Origin of the sequence: Microbulbifer sp. Q7 (assembly GCF_001639145.1) — a bacterium.
Classification (GTDB): Bacteria; Pseudomonadota; Gammaproteobacteria; order Pseudomonadales; family Cellvibrionaceae; genus Microbulbifer.
In genome coordinates this window covers 2,490,160-2,509,757 of sequence record NZ_LROY01000002.1, presented here as the reverse complement: position 1 = coordinate 2,509,757, position 19,598 = coordinate 2,490,160, and the positions used below count along the sequence as shown (strand labels likewise).

Genomic DNA, 19,598 nt, shown 5'->3' with positions numbered 1-19,598 from the left:
CCAACTTGTGGGAGACGTTGTAATGCAACAGGCTCCGTTGAGCATCCTGATTCTCGGTGGCGGTGCGGCTGGCTGGCTGACGGCCGGTGTGCTGGCGGCCGAACATGGTCGTGCCAGTGGGGGTGCCTGTGATATCACCCTGGTGGAGTCGCCGGATATTCCCACCATCGGTGTGGGTGAAGGCACCTGGCCATCCATGCGCGAAACCCTGCGGCGTATCGGCCTCAGTGAGGCACGTTTGTTTGCCCAGTGCGAGGCGTCTTTCAAGCAGGGGTCCCTGTTTACCGGCTGGCATAACAACGGGCCACAGGATCATTACTACCATCCCTTCTCTTTGCCACACGGCTACTTCGAACAAGATTTATCACGCTTCGCAACCACCGACTACGCCCAGGCTGTTACGCCCCAGGCGGCGGTATGCGATGCGCAACTCGCCCCCAAGCAACTGGCGACACCGGACTACGCCGGCGTACTGAATTACGCCTATCACTTTGATGCGACCAAGTTCGGGTTGCTGCTGCGCGATCACTGCACGCGACACCTGGGGGTGCAGCATATCCGCGCGAACATAACGTCGGTGGAAGGGGCAGCCAGCGGCGACATCAGCGCTCTGGTGAGCGATGCGGGGGCTCGCTTTGATGCGGACCTGTTTGTTGATTGCTCCGGTCGCGCCGGCAAACTCATCGGCGAGTTTCTTCAGGTGCCCTGGGTGGACCGCTCGGCAACCCTGTTCAATGACCGCGCACTGGCGGTGCAGATTCCCTACCGCTCATCGGATGCGCCCATCGCATCGGTGACCCGCGCCACCGCACGCGCCAACGGCTGGATCTGGGATATCGGCCTGCCCACCCGTCGCGGCATGGGCTATGTGTATTCCAGTCAGTTTTCCGATGCGGCACAGGTGGAAGCCGACTTCCGTAATGTGCTCGCGCAGTCGGTGCCCGCAGAAACTCTTGATGCGCTGCAATTTCGCGAGCTGGCCTTTGCGCCGGGCCATCGCGCGCATATGTGGCAGAGCAATTGTGTTGCGGTAGGCATGTCGGCGGGTTTTATCGAACCGCTGGAGGCCTCCGCGCTGGCGTTGGTTGAGCAGAGCGCGGGCCTGATCCGTGATCTGTTGCCCGCAAATGTCGACGAAATGGCCATCTCGGCAAAACGCTTCAACCGGCAAATCGTCACGCACTGGGACAACATCCTGGACTTCCTCAAGCTGCACTATGTGCTGTCCGAGCGTACCGACTCCGAATACTGGCTTGCCCACCGGGACGATGCCTCCATACCGGAAAGCCTGCGCGAGAACCTGATTCAGTGGCGACACCGGCCACCGTCCAAACAGGATTTCCCGCAGGCGCAGCCCCTGTTTCCACCGGCCAGCTACCGCTATGTGCTGAATGGAATGGGGTTCCCCTGCGACAACAGCCGCGCGCCGCGCAAAGATGGCGACCAGGCACGCGCGCAACAACTGCTGGCCGAGGTGCAAAAGCAGCTGGCAAGCTACCGCCAGGGGCTGCCAACGAACCGGGCGTTGCTTGCGCAGCTGGTCGCGCGCAGCGCCTCGGGGGCACCCGTATGAACATGTATCCAGAATCCATCCCGGCGGTGGAAACCTGCTCGGGTGTGACGGGCGAAGACATTGCCGCGCTTACCGCGGATCGCACAACGCCGCTGCTGATCAAGGGTGCGACGTCGCACTGGCCGATGGTGGTTGCGGCAAAGGCGGGCAACCTTTCCCAATATCTTGCCGCGTTCGATCGCGGTCTTCCGGTTATGGTGTTTCGCGCGGCGGCGGAAACGGAAGGGCGCATCTTCTACGATGACACCATGAGCGGGTTCAATTTCAGCCGCGGTGCGGGCGATCTGATGACGACCCTGCGCAGCCTGGAGCAGGAAGTGGATCGGTCGGAACACTGTTACGTGGGCTCCACACCGGTAGACCGCCACCTGCCCAGTCTGCGCGCGCAAAACGACCTGCCCATCGGTGAACTTCAGCCGCTGGTATCCCTTTGGTTCGGCAATCGCACCCGAGTCGCTGCGCATTTTGACTTGCCGGAAAACCTGGCCTGCGTAGTCGCGGGCCGACGCCGTTTCACCCTGTTTCCGCCGGAGCAGGTGGCCAATCTCTACCCTGGCCCGCTGGACTTTAATCCCGCGGGCCAGGCCATCAGTCTGGTGGATTTTTATAAGCCGGATTTTGCACGCTACCCTAACTACCAGAAGGCACTGGAAGCGGCGCAGGTGGCGGAAATGGAGCCCGGTGATGTGCTCTATGTGCCCAGCATGTGGTGGCACCAGGTGGAGAGCCTGGACGCAGTGAATATGCTGGTGAACTACTGGTGGCGCTCCACACCCAACTGGACAGGCCTGCCGCAGGATGCGCTTATGCACGCACTGCTGAGCATCGGCGGTTTACCAAAGTCGCAGCGTGAGGCCTGGGGCCAGCTGTTCGAACATTTTGTGGTGAACCGGGACGCGGCTGCCGAAGCCATCCCGGAGCATCGCCGCGGCTTGCTCGCCGACCTTGATCGGAATGCCGCGGCAAACCTGAAAAAGCATTTACTCGAAAAACTACAGCGGATGCCATGAACTTCCGCAATTTGAAATAGAACGGACGAGAGAAGCATGAGCCAAGCGATAAAGAAAGTGGTCATTGCCGGCGGTGGTACCGCCGGTTGGATGACCGCCGCCGCGCTGTCCAAACTGATGGGTGGGCAGATCGAAGTCACTCTGGTGGAGTCGGAATCCATCGGCACCATTGGCGTGGGTGAAGCCACCATTCCCACCCTGGTATTTTTTCACCGCCTGCTGGGAATCGACGAGGCGGAATTCCTGCGCGAAACCCAGGGTACCTATAAATTGGGTATCCGCTTCGAAAACTGGCGGGATGTGGGAAAGGATTACACCCATGCGTTCGGCGTGACCGGTAAAGACTGCTGGGCATGTGGTTTCCAGCATTTCTGGATGCGCGCCCGGCAGCTCGGTCTGGCGGAAGATTTTGGTGAGTATTGCCTCGAGCGCCGCGCCGCGGAAGCGCATAAGTTTTCCCATCTGCCCAACATCGGTCTGAACTACGCGTTTCACATGGATGCCAGCCGCTACGCCGCCTACCTGCGCAAGTTCAGCGAGGGCTTCGGGGTGCAGCGGGTGGAGGGCAAGATCGACCAGGTCCAGTTGCACCCGCACAACGGCTATATCCGCGCACTGAAACTCGACTCCGGTCAGGAAGTGGCGGGTGACTTTTTTATCGACTGTACCGGGATGCGTGCGCTGTTGATTGAAAAGGCCCTGCATACCGGATACGAGTCCTGGTCGCACTGGCTGCCCTGCGACAGTGCCGTTGCGGTGCAGACGGAAGCGGTGGAACCGCCGGTGCCGTTTACCCGCTCCATCGCCCATGAAAGTGCCTGGCAGTGGCGGATTCCCTTGCAGAACCGGGTGGGCAACGGGCTGGTGTATGCGGGCAGCTATCAGAGTGATGAATCGGCCCGTGAGCAGCTTTTGGAAAATATCCGTGGCAAGACGCTGACCGATCCGCTGCTGATCAAATTCCAGACCGGACGCCGGCGCAAGCAGTGGCACAAGAACTGCCTGGCGGTGGGTCTTTCCAGCGGGTTTCTGGAGCCGCTGGAGTCCACCAGCATCCACCTGATCCAGCAGAATATCGTGCGCTTTCTTCGGTTCTTTCCCCAGACCGAGATTCACCCGCGGGAGGTGGATGAGTTCAACCGGCAGTGTGCATTTGATATGGAGCGCATTCGCGACTTCATCATTCTGCACTACAAGGTTACGGATCGGGACGACACCGAGTTCTGGCGGCACTGCCGGCAAATGGAAATCCCGGATACGCTGGCGGCGAAGATCGACATGTTCCGCGAGACCGGCCACGTATTCCGCGAGGCCAATGAACTGTTTGTGGATTCCTGGCAGCAGGTGATGTTGGGGCAGGGGCTGATGCCGGAACGCTATCACCCGCTGGTGGACAGTATGTCCGAGCAGGAGCTGGCAGGCTTCATCCAGCAGATCAAGCGGGGCGTGGACCAGCAGGTGGCGTCCCTTAAGGATCACAACGACTATCTCGCGAACTTTGTTGGTGGTGCCAGCAAGTCCCATTCCTAGTGGGTTTCACAGGTTCCCAGTTCGTCCGCAGCGGTGGGTGGGAAGGTGGTGTGCACCACATTGGTCCGAGAATTCAAAGTGGGACGACGCTGTTCACCGCACGTCGTAAAAAAGAAGACTGGAAAAGCCGGGTACGCACTGGGATTTTTTTGAATGGCCCGCGACCATCTGGCGACAGCAAGTCATAAAACGTTACAGAAAAATAAACGGGAGTTTTGCGGTGATGAAAAAGCGAATTTTGCTGGGGGGCATCTCCGGACTGATAGTGGCAGCCAGCCTCGCGGGCTGCGATGGCGAGAAAGCCTCCACCGCCAAACCGGCGACAGATGCGACCAGCAAGGCCGTGCTCACCGCAGACTGGCCAATGTTGACCAGTGCTATCCAACAGGACCCGAGTATTGAATCACGCATCGACGCATTGCTGGCGCAGATGAGCGTGGAAGAGAAAGTGGGTCAGATGATCCAGGTGGAAATTCGTACGGCCACACCGGAAGAGGTCCGGGAGTACCATATCGGCTCCATTCTCAACGGTGGTGGTTCCTTCCCCGACAACAACAAGCATGCCAGTGTCGCCGACTGGGTGGCCTTGGCGGATCGTTATTACCACGCTTCCATGGATACCAGCGACGGCGGTGTGGCGATTCCCATGATCTGGGGTACCGACGCGGTACACGGCCACAACAACGTGATCGGCGCGACCCTGTTTCCGCACAATATTGCCCTCGGGGCCACGCACAATCCTGAGCTGATGCGCAAGATTGGTGAAGTGACCGCCGCCGAGGTGTCCGCCACCGGAATCGATTGGGTGTTTGCCCCCACCCTCGCCGTGACCCGCGATGATCGCTGGGGCCGCAGTTACGAATCCTACTCTGAAGACCCCGAAGTGGTGCGCGACTACGCCGGTGAACTGGTGGAAGGGCTGCAGGGCACCCCGGGCAGTGGTGACCTGCTGCGCGGCAAGTATGTGGTCAGTACGGCCAAGCACTTCCTCGCCGATGGCGGTACCGAAAATGGTATCGACCGTGGTGATGCCATGCTCAGCGAGCAGGAGCTGATGGATATCCACGCGCAGGGTTACTTCTCTGCGATCGAGTCCGGCGTGCAGACGGTGATGGCGTCCTTCAGCAGCTGGAACGGCAAAAAAATGCACGGTCACAAGTATCTGATGACCGATGTGCTGAAGCAGCAGCTGGGCTTTGATGGATTCATCATCGGTGACTGGGCTGGTCACCAGTTTGTGAATGGTTGTAGCAATGTGAGCTGCCCGCAGTCCATCAATGCCGGCCTGGATATGTTCATGGCGCCGGACCCCAGCTGGAAAGAGCTGTTCGCCAATACGGTTGCGCAGGCCAAAAGTGGTGAGATCTCAGCCGAGCGCCTGAACGATGCGGTGCGACGCATCCTGCGTGTGAAGCTGCGCGCTGGCCTGTTTGACGCCGGTGCGCCTTCCGAGCGCGCTTATGCCGGTGACGAATCCCTGATCGGTGCGCCGGAGCATCGCGCCATCGCCCGCCAGGCGGTGCGCGAGTCCCTGGTGCTGCTGAAGAACAACGATGGACTGCTGCCCCTGGCGCGGAACCAGAAGGTGCTGGTGACCGGTGACGGTGCCGACAACATCGGCAAGCAGTCCGGCGGCTGGAGCGTGACCTGGCAGGGCACCGGCAACCAGAATGCCGATTTCCCCGGCGCCACCTCGGTGTACGGTGGTATCGCAGAAGCGGTGGAAAGCGCGGGCGGCAGTGTTCAGTTGTCGACAGACGGCAGCTTTGCCACCAAGCCGGATGTGGCCATCGTGGTATTCGGAGAAGATCCGTACGCCGAAATGCAGGGCGATGTTTCCAATCTTCGCTACCAGGGCGAGCAAGACCTGGCCCTGATGCAGCGCCTGCGTGCGCAGGGTATCCCGGTGGTGGGACTGTTCATTACCGGCCGCCCGCTGTGGATCAATCCGCAGCTCAATGCGAGTGATGCCTTTGCCGTGATCTGGCAGCCGGGTACCGAAGGCGCGGGTGTGGCGGACGTCATTTTCCGCGATGCGCAGGGTAACGTGCAGTACGACTTCACCGGCAAACTGACCTTCTCCTGGCCGGATGATGCCACCCCGGTGGTGCGCAACCGCGGTGAAAACGAAGCCCAGGCGCTGTTCCAGTACGGTTACGGCCTCAGCTACAGCGATAGCGTGCAAATGGCCGCGCTTTCCGAGGAGAGCGGACTGCAGCAGGCGGAAGGCCGCGAGTCCCTGGCGATCTTTAACGGCCGTGCGCTCGACCCCTGGCACTTTCAGGTGGTGGATGCGGCTAACCATCAGTCGGTCATCTCCAGCAGTGTGACCAAACTGAACGGTATCAGCGTCAAATCGGTGGACCGCAATGTGCAGGAAGACAGCCGCCGTCTGCAGTGGACTGGTGAGGGCGATGCCACCGTTGGTTTCTTCGCCAACAGTCGCACCGACCTGTCCCGCTATGCGGCCAACGGTGGGGCGCTGGTATTTGATGTGAAGATCGACCGCGCGCCCAGTGATGCGGTGAATATCGGTATCAACTGCGGTATGGACTGCGGGGCAGAGCAAGCGATTACCGAAGTCCTCAGCGGCATGACCGCAGGCGAGTGGAAAACCGTGGCGGTGGACCTGCAGTGTCTGGCGACCGACGGGGTGAAAATGGACATGGTGCTGTCGCCCTTCTATGTACGTACCGCGGGTGCGCTGGATATGACCGTACACAACATCCATGTCGCCGCCGATGCGAAGGCCGATATCCATTGCGGGTAATGCCGCCGACGTTGGGCGGTGAGTAAAACCTGTGAGCAACAAAAAAGCACCGACCCAGTCGGTGCTTTTTTTTATGCCGGACGGAACATCGCGGCAGTTTGCCCTGCTTGTCGGGAGCGGCGGGATGCCGCGGCAGTGCTTAGGGTTCCGCCGGGCCCTTGGCCATGGCCTGCTTGCGAAACTCCGTGGGTGACATGCCCACCAGGCGGCTAAAGAAGCGGTGGAAGGCGGACTTGCTGTTGAACCCGGATTCCAGCAACACATCCAGCACCGTCATATCCGCATTCTGCGGATCGGCCAGCAACGCCTTGGCGGCCTCTACCCGGTAGCTGTTGACGAATTCAAAGAAGTTGGTGCCGAAGTGCTTGTTGATCACCGCTGACACTTCCTTTGCGGGGAGGTCAATGCGCTCGGAAAACTGTTCCAGGTTGAGGTTCTTTTTGAGGAAGATGCGGTCGTTCTCCATGGCGCTGCGCACCTTCTCGATGGCGGGCTCTGTCGGCTCCTCGGGCTCGGACGCGGGTTCGCGGGGCTCTTCCTTGGGCTGGGTCGCCAGCAACTGGTGCGCGTAGGTCAGGCTGTAGGCGAAAAACGCGTTGATCAGGATAAATGACAGGTAGTTGTCGGCAATACCCATGTAGTCGGCGACGTTCTCGCTGGAAAATTTGGCCACCACATGCACCACCATGGTCCATGCCCAGGCGATGCACACCCCCCAAGCCAGGGCCGAGAGCCAGTCCAGCTCCACTTCCGAAAAGTGCGAGTATTCATCTTTCAGCGCGTGGCGATAGCGGCGAATCTGCAGCAGGGTGGCAACTGCGTACAGGAACGGCACCAGCGAGACCAGATCCCAGATCAGCTCGATGACCAGGGAGGGAGATGGGTTCGCGGTATCCGAGGCGAGGCGCAGATCCGTGCTGGAAATGCCGAATATGGCAAGGCACAGCAGTATCGCGAGGGCCGGTAGCAGGTGCACCGCCAGCTTGGAGTTGAAGGCCAGCTTTTGCCGTGTCAGCGAGCAGACGTACAAGTAGATCGCCGGCCCCTTCAGCAGCAGGGCGGCAAACAGCAGGTACGGCAGCAGCGTCTGCTCAAACCAGGGGGCGAGGGCGAACTGGTCGTTCCACAGGATCAGTGTGCAGCTCGAGGCCACCGCAATAATCAGCAGGAACGCGGTGAGCAGGCGGCCATCGTGTCGGGCCCGGGTGGGGAGTATCGACTGGAACACGGCCAGCAGCAGGCACTCGGCGGCTGTCATCAACAGCACTACATCGTGGATATTGAATATATATTCTTTCATGGAGTCATCGCCGGTCGGACATTGTCGTTGTTATTTTTTATTGGTCTTGTGGGGTAGGGAGTATATGAGAATTCCCGTTGTGGGAGGAGCTGAGGCTGGCCGCTCCAGTCCCTCCGGGATATCCCATGTAACGAAAAGTGCAAAGTGAACTGCCCCAGTTTGTCGCGCGCATGAAAGTGGGGCGACGCGCCGAGCGGGGCGGCGCAGACTGGCCCCCGGGTCTCTGGTTCACAATGTCCAGGCGCAGTGCATCCCGGCGCTGGGGCACGGTGACACAGGGAAGCTCGTATTCATCTCTCTTCTTCCGCTGAAGGGGCTTTCTCGTCGCCCTTTCTCGCTTGGCAAGACCGGCAGGGATACCTGCCGGTGTTTTTTTTCTTTTGCCCGACACTCTCTTCCCACGCTCGGCGGCACCAGCCTCCAGCCCAATGCGGCGTGCCCAGAATACTGCAGACGCGTCATTCCCCCATATTTGTATCTCTCCCGCAAGGAAGGGCTGGAGTTTTTGTCGGCGAATCATTACCTTATAGCGCCTTTTTTGGGGCCGGCCCGCACGGTTCACGCTGGATGGTGCACTATGCGATAGCCCCCATCAGGCAGTGGGCGTCGCGCAGGTGTGCGGCGGGCTAAAATTCAAACCCGTGTGCTGGGAAATGCGGCAGGCGGGGCTCGAGGAATGTATAAGGAAAGTGCCATGACCAGAATCGTTGCGGACATCGGCGGCACCAATGCCCGCTTCGCTATCGCTCATCCTCACCAGGGGGGCTACCGGCTGGAGGCCATTCAGGTGGTGAATTGCGCCAAGTTTGGCGACTTCTATGCCGCGATGGCGCAATGGCTGGAAGGACTGGATCAGGCGGCCCCCAAGGACGCGTGCGTAGCGGTGGCGGGGCCAGTGGAGAAGACGCCTCAGGGCGGTCGCGTGACCATGACCAATCTGGGCTGGGATATTCGCGCCGAAGAGCTCTGTGCGCGCTTCTCCCTCGACCGAGCACTGGTGGTGAATGATTTTGCCGCGCTGGCACTGTCCCTGCCGCGCCTGCCGGAAGAAGACAAGTGGGCGCTGCGGGATGTGCCCGCGCAAAAAGGCGGCCCCATGGTGGTGCTCGGCCCGGGCACCGGCCTGGGTGTTGCCGCGCTGGTGAGCGACGGCGGCAGCTACCGAGTGGTGCCCGGGGAGGGCGGCCATGCCAACCTTTCCGCTGGCAGTGAGCGGGAGCTGGAGCTGCTGCGCATTCTGGCCCGGGAGCAGATGCCGGTGTACAACGAGTATGTGCTGAGCGGCGGCGGCCTGGTGAACCTGTATCGCGCCGTATGTGCCCTGCACGGCCGCTCGGCGGAAGAGCTGACGCCGCCGGACGTGAGCGGCCGCGGCCTGGATGGCTCCGACCCCCTGTGCCGGGAAACCCTGATCGATTTCCTCAATTTCCTCGGCAGCGCCGCCGGCGATGCCGCGCTCTACTACGTGGCCCGCGGTGGTGTGTTCCTTGGCGGCGGCGTGCTGCCGCGGATCGAATCCCTGTTGCCGGAAAGCCAGTTCGAACAGCGCTTTACCACCAAAGGTTGTCTGGGCGACTGGCTGCAGGGCGTGCGTGTGGACGTACTGAAAGCCGGCTATCCGGCACTGATCGGTGCAGCCGCCTTCCTGGAAAGCTGACCGCCGCGTTCTCCCCCGATAAATCCTCTCCTTAGTGCTGAACAATATTTGTTCATTCCGTATAATCGCCCCGCAATGGTGACCGGGGCCGGCTCCGTTACCTCCTCTACTCCTCCGCCGGCCCCAGCTTCTCCCCCCTCCTCCCCCCCTGGGGGTGGAGGATATGGACTTCGGGTAGGCCTAGGATGGCAGTACTCACCATAACGATAAGTCCAAGGGAGAAGATGATGAGTCTGACGAACAAACGTTTCCGACCGGCACTGCTGTCTGCAGCCATTGCCGCGTCCACTGTTTCCGGTGCTGCTTTTGCCCAGGAAGAGGGCAATACCGAGCTGGAAGAAATTACCGTTACCGGTTTCCGCAAGAGTGTTATGGACTCTATCGGTACCAAGCGTGACGCCAAGGCCGTAGTCGAAGCCATCTCTGCCGAAGACATCGGCAAGCTGCCGGATTCCTCGATTGCCGACGCCATCTCTCGCCTGCCCGGTCTGGCTACCCAGCGCCTGGACGGTCGTTCCAGCCGCGTATCCATTCGTGGTTTCGGTGAGAACGAAAGCGCCACTACCTTTAATGGTCGTGAGCAGGTTTCCATCAGCGATAACCGCGGCGTAGAGTTTGACCTTTACCCCTCCGAGATCATGAGCGGTGTGACCGTTCACAAGACCCCGCAAGCCAACATTGATGCTGAAGGTATTGCCGGCGTAATTGACATGCAGACCGTCAAGCCGCTGGAGCGTGGTGAGCGCGTTGTACAGTTCAATGGCCAGATGGAAATGACTGGATTCGACAAGCTGAATCCGGACGGTGAAGACAAAGGCCAACGGTTTACCTTCTCCTATATCGACCAGTTTGCTGATGACACGATCGGTGTGGCACTGGCGGTCAACTCCATGAGCTCTCCGAGCCAGGAAGAGCGCTGGAACTCCTGGGGCTATCCTGAGTTTGAAGTAGACGGCGAGCAATACTCTATCCTTGGTGGTGCCAAGCCGTTCGTGCGCTCTTCTGTACTGGACCGCGACTCGGTTATGTTGGTTGTTGAAGCGCAGCCCAACGATCGCCTGAGCACGACGTTCGACGCACTGTACGTTGATTTTTCTGATGAAAAAATCCTGCGCGGTATCGAAGTACCTTTCGCGTGGGGACAGGGTTCTCTGTCTGCTGACCTCGCAGATGTTGATCCAGCCACCGGCTTCATCACCAGTGCCAACACCGATGGCCAGCGCGTGGTTGTGCGTAACGACTTCGAAAGCCGCAAGGCTGAGCTGAGCTCCTTTGGCTTCAATGCCAAGTTTGAAGCGACGGAAGATCTGCAGCTGGAATTCGACGCCAGCCATTCTTCGGTTGAACGTCAGATCTGGAGCTTCGAGAGCTACTCCGGTACTGGTCGTGGCAACGACAACGGCGTTGCTGACAACCTGGGCTACACCTTCAAGCCGGGCAATACCGGTGTGAACTTCACCCACGAGTTGGATTACAGCGATTTTGACCTGATTCAGCTGGGTGGCCCGCTCACCTGGGGCTGGAGTCAGGCGCTGAATGACAACCTGGGCATCACCGGTACTCCGCTGGAAAACTCTGGTCAGGACGGCTTCCTGAATACCCCGGAAATTGACGACGAGCTGACTTCCCTGAAGCTGGCCGCCACTCAAATGGTTGAAGCTGGCATCGTTAATGAAATCAGCTACGGCATCTCTTACCGCGACCGCGAAAAGACCAAGCGCTCTCAGGGTTACTACATGACCCTCGCGGGCTTCCCGAATGAGTTCGAAGGTACCCTGGTGGTTCCGGAAGAATATCGCCTGGGCAGTACTTCTCTCGACTTCATTGGTATGGGCGACATGATCGCGTACGACGCGCGTGGCCTGCTGAATGACGGTTACTACACCCTGACCGACGAAGCCCTGACCGGTATCCAGCACCTGACTGGTTCCTACACCGTGCAGGAAGCGGTTACCGCTGCCTTTGTACAGGCAGACTTCGAAACTGAAGTGGCTGGCTTCCCGCTGACCGGTAACCTCGGCGCGCGCTATGTGCATACCGATCAAAGCTCCAAAGGCTTTGCCGGTGACACCATTGACGGCCTGGTTGTCGGTGTCGAGAACAATGTCGACCACGATTACGGTCACTTCCTGCCCAGCCTGAACATGGCGCTGGCCCTAACCGACGCCCAGACTGTGCGTTTTGGTGCAGCGAAAACCATTTCCCGCGCACGCATGGATGAGATGAACTCTTCCGTCAGCGTCACTCCCGGTACCAACGAAGATGCTAACGGCAACTACTGGTCCGTCAGTGGCGGCAACCCGACACTGGAACCGAAAGAAGCGGTAGGTCTCGACCTCTCCTACGAGAACTACTTCAGCGACGAAGGTTACTTCTCTGTTGCGCTGTTCTGGAAAGACCTGAGCAACTGGCACTTTGACCAGAACTACGTGATCGATATCGCCGATATGCCTGGATACGATCCAGCGCGTGCGCCTGCCGAAGCAAGTTCTCTGGCCACTCGCTACAGTAAAGTGAATGGTGGTGGCGGTACCCTGCAGGGTTACGAGCTGTCCGGCTCCCTGCCGTTCAACATCTTCCACAAGAGCCTCGATGGGTTTGGTCTGCTCGCCAGCCACACTGGCCTGAGCCAGGATATCGAAGACCTGAATGGCAACGAATTTGAGCTGCCAGGACTGTCTGAGAGTATCCAGACCTTTACCCTGTACTACGACAATCACGGTTTCTCTGCCCGTACCAGTCTGCGTAAGCGTGACGACTTCAAAGGTGAAGTCTACGGTGTTGGCTTCAAAACTGATCAGGTTAACGTAGTCGGCGAAACCCTGGTGGATGCGCAGATCGGTTACGACTTTGCTGAGTCCGGCATCGGTGGCCTGGAAGGACTGTCCGTATTCCTGCAAGGTCAGAACCTGACCGACGAGCCGTTCACTACCCTGAGTGGCGACAATGCTCTGCAGGTTCGTGACTACCAGAGCTATGGTAAAACCTACCTGATGGGCTTCAGCTACAAGCTGTAATCCCAACGGAGTAGAAAAAAGCCCTTGTAATCTCGGTTACAGGGGCTTTTTTATTTCTCCGACAAGACTATAAATAAAGGTGTCAGCGTTTCGTGCATTGATAGGCAGAGGTATCTAAATTGCAAAATACAATAATAAAAAACCTGGTTATTCTCGGCGGTGGTACCGCCGGTTGGATGACCGCCGCACTGATGGCCAAGGTGCTGGGCAAGACCGTTCAGATCACACTGGTGGAGTCGGAGCAGATCGGTACCGTGGGCGTTGGCGAAGCCACCATTCCCCCGATCATCAATTTTAATCAGGCCCTGGGCCTGGATGAAAAAGAGTTCCTGCGCGAAACCAATGGCAGTATCAAGCTGGGGATACAGTTTGAGGGCTGGTCGCAGCCTGCCGAAAGCTACATGCACGCCTTCGGAAATGTTGGCAAAAATTTTCCTTTTTGCGATTTTCATCACTTCTGGGTGCGCCATTGCCAGCAGGGCGGTCGCGACAGTTACTGGGATTATTCACTGAATTACCAGGCGGCAATCCAGAATAAATTTTCCCCGATCGCGAAAATTCCCAATACCAATCTCCCGGGCATTTCCTATGCGTACCATTTTGACGCGGGTCTTTATGCCAAGCTTTTGCGCCGTTACGCCGAGGAAAAAGGTGTAAAGCGCGTGGAGGGCAAGGTCTCCGATGTGCGGAAAAACCCGGAGAGCGGTTTTGTGGAAAGTCTGCTGCTGGAGAGCGGCCAGGCTGTCACAGGGGATCTATTCGCGGACTGCTCAGGATTCATCGGCCTGCTCATTGACAAGGCCGTGGGTAGCGAGTACGAGAGCTGGAGCCAGTGGCTGCCCTGCGACCGCGCCATGGCGGTACCCAGTGCTTCCGGCGAGCGTATTCCGCCGTACACGCGCTCCATTGCCCACGCCTGTGGCTGGCAGTGGCAGATTCCGCTGCAACATCGCACCGGCAATGGTCTGGTGTATTCCAGTAGCCACTGGAGCGACGAGCAGGCGCACGAAGCGCTGTTTGGCAATCTACCCGGCGAGCCGCTCGCCGAGCCACGGATTATCCCGTTCAAAACGGGCCACCGGCGTGAACAGTGGAAAAAGAACGTGGTAAGCCTCGGGCTCGCTAGCGGATTCCTTGAGCCTCTGGAGAGCACATCCATTCACCTGGTGCAGTCCGCGGCCACACGGCTGATCAAGTGTTTCCCCCATCGCGGTATTCGCGGCGAAGAAGTGGCGGAGTTCAACCGCCAATCCCGTGTGGAAATGGAGCGCATTCGAGATTTCATTATTCTGCATTACAAGGCCAACCAGCGCCGCGACAGCGACTTCTGGCGCGCCTGTGAAGTCATGCCGGTGCCCGACAGCCTGCAGGAAAAAATGGAATTGTTCCGCAGCTCCGGCAAGGTATTCCGGGATTTCGACGACTTGTTTACGGAAGTCGCGTGGCAGCAGGTAATGATTGGTCAGGGCATCGTGCCAGAGGATCACCACGGCATCGCCGATGGGCTGACGGACGCTCAATTGGCGGAGCTGATGCAGAGCCTCAAGACCCTGATTCAGGGTACGGTAAAGCAGTTGCCTCCCCACGAGGCATTTCTTTCCCACAAGTAGCCCTTTTTTCTTGTCTCTCGCAGTGCGCGTTCAGCATCCAGCGGATGGCTTGCGGAAACTCGCGTTGCCAAAAGGCTTCATTGTGTTCTCCTTCCGCGTCGAGTTTCGCTCGCCAGGTATCGGCATTGGCGTTTTGCTGCAGGAGCGTTTGCATCTGCACAAAGCCGCGGGTCATGGACTCGCCCTCCTTGCCACCGGCCACCAGGTAAATTCGGGTATTTTCTAGTGCGGGATTGGCTTCGGTGGCCAAAAATATTTGCGGGGCGATCCAGTATGAGGGCGAAAAAAGGCCGGCACTGCCAAAAACTTCCGGATAACGGTTAATCGCGTGGTTTGAAATCAGCCCGCCCATGGAGCTACCGATGATCAGGGTGTGTTCGCGATCGGGCAGCGTGCGGTATTCGCGATCAATGCGCGGCTTCAATTCCTGCACCAGGAAGTCCACATAAGCGTCGCCTTCGCCCTTGCCGAAACGCGCATTGTCGTAGGGATTCAGTTCGGTCATGCGCAACTGGTCCCCATGATCGATGCCCACCACGATCGCTTCCAGGCCGCAATCCGCGGCTAACTGATTGAGGCTTTCGTCCACGCCCCATTCGCCCACATAAGACGTGGCGTCGTCAAACAGGTTCTGGCCGTCGTGCATATACAGCACCGGATAGCGTTTATCGGTGTGTGCGTAATCGGTGGGCAGGTAGACACGGTAGTGACGCTCACGCGGTAGCGTGTGCATTGCAATGGCCGGCATGACATGCACATTGGGTTGTGCCGTGGAGGTGGCGGGTGCGGTTGCCGCCGCGGGCGGTATCTGTGCTGCGAGCAGCAGAGGCAGCGCCTGTGCGATTGTTTTATACATGGGTAGGGGCTCCGCTCCAAGAGTAGGCTGCAAGTATCCAATGCGCTGCGCGAGAGGGCTTCATCCTTGGGTGGGGAGGAGACCTTTGGGACTAAGCGCTCACAAGTTGACCTGCGCGCCGGCGCCTTCTCTATTGATGAGAAAGTGGCACGAAAGGTATTGTCCCGCCCACTATCCGTGGCAATCCCCTCCTGCGTGCGCTAATTTCAGAGCGCACCGCTGCAAATAATAAATTCTGCGAAACGCAGTAACGTCGAGAGCGCCATCAGGCCCCATCACCAAATCCTCACGCCCCGGAGTCCGCGATCATGGATCGAGTCGCCAATTATCGTGTAGTACCCAAAACCTTTCTGTGGCTGTTATTCCTGTTACTCAGCCTTGTCAGCAGCGTTAGCTGGGCCTCCTGCGGAGGCGTGAATGAACGCGCCTGCTGCTTCTTCGAGCGTCTGCCCTCCTGTGACTCGGGACTGATTGAGGTGGCGGCGGGGGAGTATCCCGGCGCCTGTGATTTTATTTTCGGTCCTTTGCCTGCGGGCACCTGCGTTAAACCCACCAATTGTGGCGGCGCCGGTGAACGGGGCTGTTGCAATGGCGCCGGTGAATTCAGTGACGTCTCCGGGGTATGCGATTCCCGCAGCCTGGCACCGCTGGACGGTTGTGTGGGTGACAACTGCTGGTGCTCGGCGTTTGGTGCCTTTTTCGGTGGCAAGTCGCAGCACACCTGTGCCCAGGAACGCTCGACCGGATGTGGCGGTGAGGGGCAGCGCGCCTGCTGTGTGATCGAGGGCGGGCTGCCCTGTGAATCCGGGTTAATCCAGCAAATCGATGGCTGGGCGGACAAGTTTATTGCGGTCAGCGGAGACGCCACCTGCACCGATGGTATTACCGCGCAAAGGTCCATTGGAACCTGTGTCAAAGCGAGCCCCGGTAATATCCCAAGCGAACCGGCCACGGGCTGGGCGCCCCCCGGGGTTAAAAGCAGCAGTGTGATGCGGGGCTATCTGGATATGCACCTGCACCTGCTGGCGGACACCGCCCACGGCGGCAATGTGTTTGTGGGTGAGCCGGCACCGCGGGATGCGAACGGTAACTTTACCCTCAACCAAACCTACAACATCAATACCGCCCTTTCACCCGACGGGGATCTCGCCATACACGAGCACTCTGACCACGGTCTCGGTCGCGATACCATCGGCGATGGCACCCAGGATGGCACCCGCTCCCAGTACGGCGCGCCTTACTTCAGTGGTTGGCCTAAGTGGACCAGTACCACCCACCAGCAGGCTTATTACGTATGGCTGGAGCGCGCCTGGCGCGGCGGCCTGCGTGCGGTCTCCATGCTGGCAGTTACCAACGAGGCGCTGTGCAAAAGCACCAATGATACTGGGCGCTGGGCCGCCTGTGAAAACTCGATGAAGCCGATCATTGAGCAGCTACTGGCGGCGAAAAAATTCGAGGCGTTTATCGATGACCTGGCCGACGGGGTGATCAATGGTAACGGCGTTGGGGAGGGCTGGTTCCGTATTGTCACCACCCCGGAGCAGGCGCGGCAGGTGATTAGCAGTGGCAAGCTGGCAGTGATGCTCGGTATCGAGGTGGACAACCTGTTCAACTGTAAGGAGTCAGGTTGTCCGGCGGACTTCGGTTTGCCCGCCGAGGCCACGGGATTGGAAACCCCTGCCACCTTGGAAGAAGCGGTTCAGGTTATTTATGACCTGGGCGTGCGTCATGTTTTTCCGGTGCATAACTTCGACAATGCCTTCGGCGCGGCGGCCACCTGGCAGGACGCTATCGGTGTTGGGCAGGCGGTGGTCGAGCAGCGCTGGTGGAGTGTCGAGAACTGTGGTGTCGGCAAGGGTGACTACGGTTTCAAACTCAATACCTCTGTTGGTGCCTTGTTGAATCTACTCGGGTTCGGCGGCGCGGCCCCCGGGCTACCGACTTACCCCGCGCAGACCGTTGCCGAGGCCATGTGCAACGCGCGCGGCTTGCAACTGGGCACCGATGGCCAGCTGGGCAAGGGGGCGGAGCTGATGCGCCTGCTGATGGAAAAAGGCATCCTCATCGATATCGACCATATGTCGAATAAGTCCATCGACAATATGATCGGACTGAGCCGCACATTCTCCCCCACTACCGGTGAGGCTTACCCACTGATTGCCAGTCATGTGCAGTTCTTCGATCTGTTCCCCCGAGTGTATGGCGGCAAAGGGCGGCACGAACGCATGCGCACACGGGCGCAGCTCGAGGCAATCCGCGATAGTGGCGGCATGATCGCCGCGATGCTCAAGGACGATGTGCAGGACACCGATTCTTACGGCGACAGTTTCAATCTTGCTTACCGCACACCGGAACACGGCAGTGTGATTCACAATAATTGCCGCTATTCCTCAAAAACCTGGGGGCAGGCCCTGCAGTATGCGGTGGATGTGATGGGCGCACCGGTGGCCATGGGCAGTGACTTCAATGGCATCGCCGGCCATCTTGGGCCGCGCTTTGGCAGCGACGCCTGCGGTGGCTGGGAGGCGGACAACGGGCAGGAGCGGGCGCGGCAGGAAGTCGACAGAAACGCGGTGCAATATCCGTTCGAGCTGGAGGGGTTTGGGGTGTTCGAACGGCAGCAAACCGGCTTCAAGCGTTACGACTACAACGTGGATGGTCTCGCGCACATCGGCCTGCTGCCGGATTTGATTGCCGACCTGCGTCAGGTCGGGCTCGACGCCCACTACGAGGATCAGCTGTTTTGTTCCGCCGAGGCGTTTGTACGGGTCTGGGAACGGGCTGAAGCCATCAGCCGCGGTGAGCCGGACCCCGCCAGGGAATTGCTGTGCAAAAAGGAAGACGCGATACCGCCGCTGGTGACGGCGGACGTGTCCCCCGCCGCAGAGCCCAGTGGCTGGCACAGCAGCAAACCGGTGCAGGTCACCTTGCGGGCTACCGATGAAGGCTCGGGACTTGCCGCCATCGACTACTTGGTGCGGGAGCCGGTGCGGCTCGATGGATCAACGGCCGCCGCGGAAGTGGCGGTGGCGCTGGACGCGGAAGGGGTGAATCGCCTCGAATTCAGTGCGCGGGACCTGGCCGGCAATCGCAGTGCCACCACCCGCTTGCCCATCTCGATTGATACCGTCGCGCCGCAGATCGCCGGGGAGTCGCTTCCCGATGCCAATGAATTTGGCTGGAACAATACCGAGGTTGCGGTGCGCTTCTACTGTGACGACGTCGACCCGGACACCGGCATCGCCGGCTCCGGCGTTCCCGTGGCGGACTGCGGACCGGACCAGTTACTGGCCTCGCTACCGGCCGGCAGTGACGGCGTCACCGTTCGTGGCGACGCCCGCGATCTGGCTGGCAATACCGACACCATGGAGGTAGGGCCCATTCGCATCGACCGCGAGCCGCCGTCCATTGTGGGCGCGGTACAGCCGCCCGCGAACAGTGCCGGTTGGCACAACGCCGCGGTGCAGGTGTTGTTTACCTGTACCGACAGCCTTTCCGGTGTGCAGTCCTGCTCGGCGCCGGTGCTACTGGACCAGGAAGGCGCGAACCAGAGCGCCAGCGGTGCTGCGCGGGATCGGGCAGACAATGATGCGTCGACCACGCTCAGCCCCATCGCCATTGATACAACACCGCCAGACGTTGCGGTAACCGTGATCAGCATGGGCGATATTTACACCCTCGGTTCGGTGCCCAGCCACGGCTGCACCACCAGCGATAGCCTGTCCGGTGTGGCCCGTGAGGCGATTCCGGTGGTGAGTGGCGGTACCAGCAATGGCGTCGGGCGTTTTACCGCAGCCTGCAACGACGGGCTGGACCTCGCAGACAACCTCAGCGAGGCAGCGGTTACGTTTGACGTGCACTATGCCTTCAGTGGTTTCCTCGAACCCATCGACGCCCTGCCGGTGAGCAACCAGGTCAAGGCCGGGCAGGTGGTGCCGGTGAAGTTTGGGCTGGCTGGTGACCACGGCCTCGATATTCTCCTCGGCGGGCAGCTGTTCAGCACCGCAGCCAACTGCTCTTCCGGGGTGCAGGTAAATACACTGGAAGACGCGGCGTATACTGCCGGCAGTAGCACGCTCAAATACAGCCCGGGCAGCGATACCTACCAGTACAACTGGAAAACAGAAAAGTCCTGGAGCGGCAGTTGTCGCGTGCTGTTACTGAAGCTGGATGACGGCACTGTGCGTCGCGCACTGTTCTCGTTCAAGTAACGCGGAATAAGGAATCGAAGGTGGCGGCGGCAAGAGCGTCACCGCCGCAGAACGCGGCGGTGCA

10 protein-coding genes are annotated in these 19,598 nt (G+C 59.6%); 8 read left to right on the top strand and 2 right to left on the bottom strand.

The window, feature by feature from the left end:
• Window positions 1-22 precede the first annotated feature (22 nt).
• The 4 genes from AU182_RS16025 to AU182_RS16010 all read left to right on the top strand — a co-directional run bounded on the left by AU182_RS16025 (window position 23) and on the right by AU182_RS16010 (window position 6,883).
• Window positions 23-1,573, top strand: coding sequence for a tryptophan halogenase family protein (locus AU182_RS16025; RefSeq protein WP_066967469.1), 1,551 nt, complete (start codon window positions 23-25; stop codon window positions 1,571-1,573).
• The gene (locus tag AU182_RS16020) at window positions 1,570-2,583 is read left to right on the top strand and encodes a cupin-like domain-containing protein (protein ID WP_066967466.1); all 1,014 of its coding nucleotides are present in this window, start codon (window positions 1,570-1,572) and stop codon (window positions 2,581-2,583) included. Before AU182_RS16025 ends, AU182_RS16020 begins: the two co-directional genes overlap by 4 nt.
• 36 nt (window positions 2,584-2,619) lie before the next feature.
• Complete coding sequence (locus AU182_RS16015) at window positions 2,620-4,113, top strand: tryptophan halogenase family protein (protein WP_066967463.1); 1,494 nt, start codon at window positions 2,620-2,622, stop codon at window positions 4,111-4,113.
• Window positions 4,114-4,336: 223 nt separating this feature from the next.
• Complete coding sequence (locus AU182_RS16010) at window positions 4,337-6,883, top strand: exo 1,3/1,4-beta-D-glucan glucohydrolase (protein ID WP_066967460.1); 2,547 nt, start codon at window positions 4,337-4,339, stop codon at window positions 6,881-6,883.
• Window positions 6,884-7,022: 139 nt separating this feature from the next.
• Here AU182_RS16010 and AU182_RS16005 read toward each other — a convergent pair whose 3' ends face one another.
• The gene (locus AU182_RS16005; protein WP_066967457.1) at window positions 7,023-8,183 is read right to left on the bottom strand and encodes an AraC family transcriptional regulator; all 1,161 of its coding nucleotides are present in this window, start codon (window positions 8,181-8,183) and stop codon (window positions 7,023-7,025) included.
• 694 nt (window positions 8,184-8,877) lie between these two features.
• On the opposite strand from AU182_RS16005, the gene glk reads away from it, so the two are divergent.
• The 3 genes from glk to AU182_RS15990 all read left to right on the top strand — a co-directional run bounded on the left by glk (window position 8,878) and on the right by AU182_RS15990 (window position 14,467).
• A complete protein-coding gene (glk, locus tag AU182_RS16000) occupies window positions 8,878-9,840 on the top strand; it encodes a glucokinase (protein WP_082859535.1) in 963 nt (320 codons plus the stop codon).
• Between the two features lie 227 nt (window positions 9,841-10,067).
• The gene (locus AU182_RS15995; RefSeq protein WP_066967451.1) at window positions 10,068-12,857 is read left to right on the top strand and encodes a TonB-dependent receptor; all 2,790 of its coding nucleotides are present in this window, start codon (window positions 10,068-10,070) and stop codon (window positions 12,855-12,857) included.
• Between the two features lie 119 nt (window positions 12,858-12,976).
• Window positions 12,977-14,467 (top strand): tryptophan halogenase family protein, encoded by a 1,491-nt coding sequence (locus tag AU182_RS15990; RefSeq protein ID WP_066967448.1) that lies wholly within the window; start codon window positions 12,977-12,979, stop codon window positions 14,465-14,467.
• Here the strand turns inward: AU182_RS15990 and AU182_RS15985 are convergent.
• On the bottom strand, window positions 14,400-15,323 hold the full coding sequence (locus AU182_RS15985) for an alpha/beta hydrolase (protein WP_066967445.1): 924 nt from the start codon (window positions 15,321-15,323) through the stop codon (window positions 14,400-14,402). The genes AU182_RS15990 and AU182_RS15985 overlap by 68 nt on opposite strands.
• Before the next feature lie 308 nt (window positions 15,324-15,631).
• On the opposite strand from AU182_RS15985, the gene AU182_RS15980 reads away from it, so the two are divergent.
• On the top strand, window positions 15,632-19,534 hold the full coding sequence (locus tag AU182_RS15980) for a PxKF domain-containing protein (protein ID WP_066967442.1): 3,903 nt from the start codon (window positions 15,632-15,634) through the stop codon (window positions 19,532-19,534).
• The last annotated feature ends 64 nt before the right edge of the window (window positions 19,535-19,598 follow it).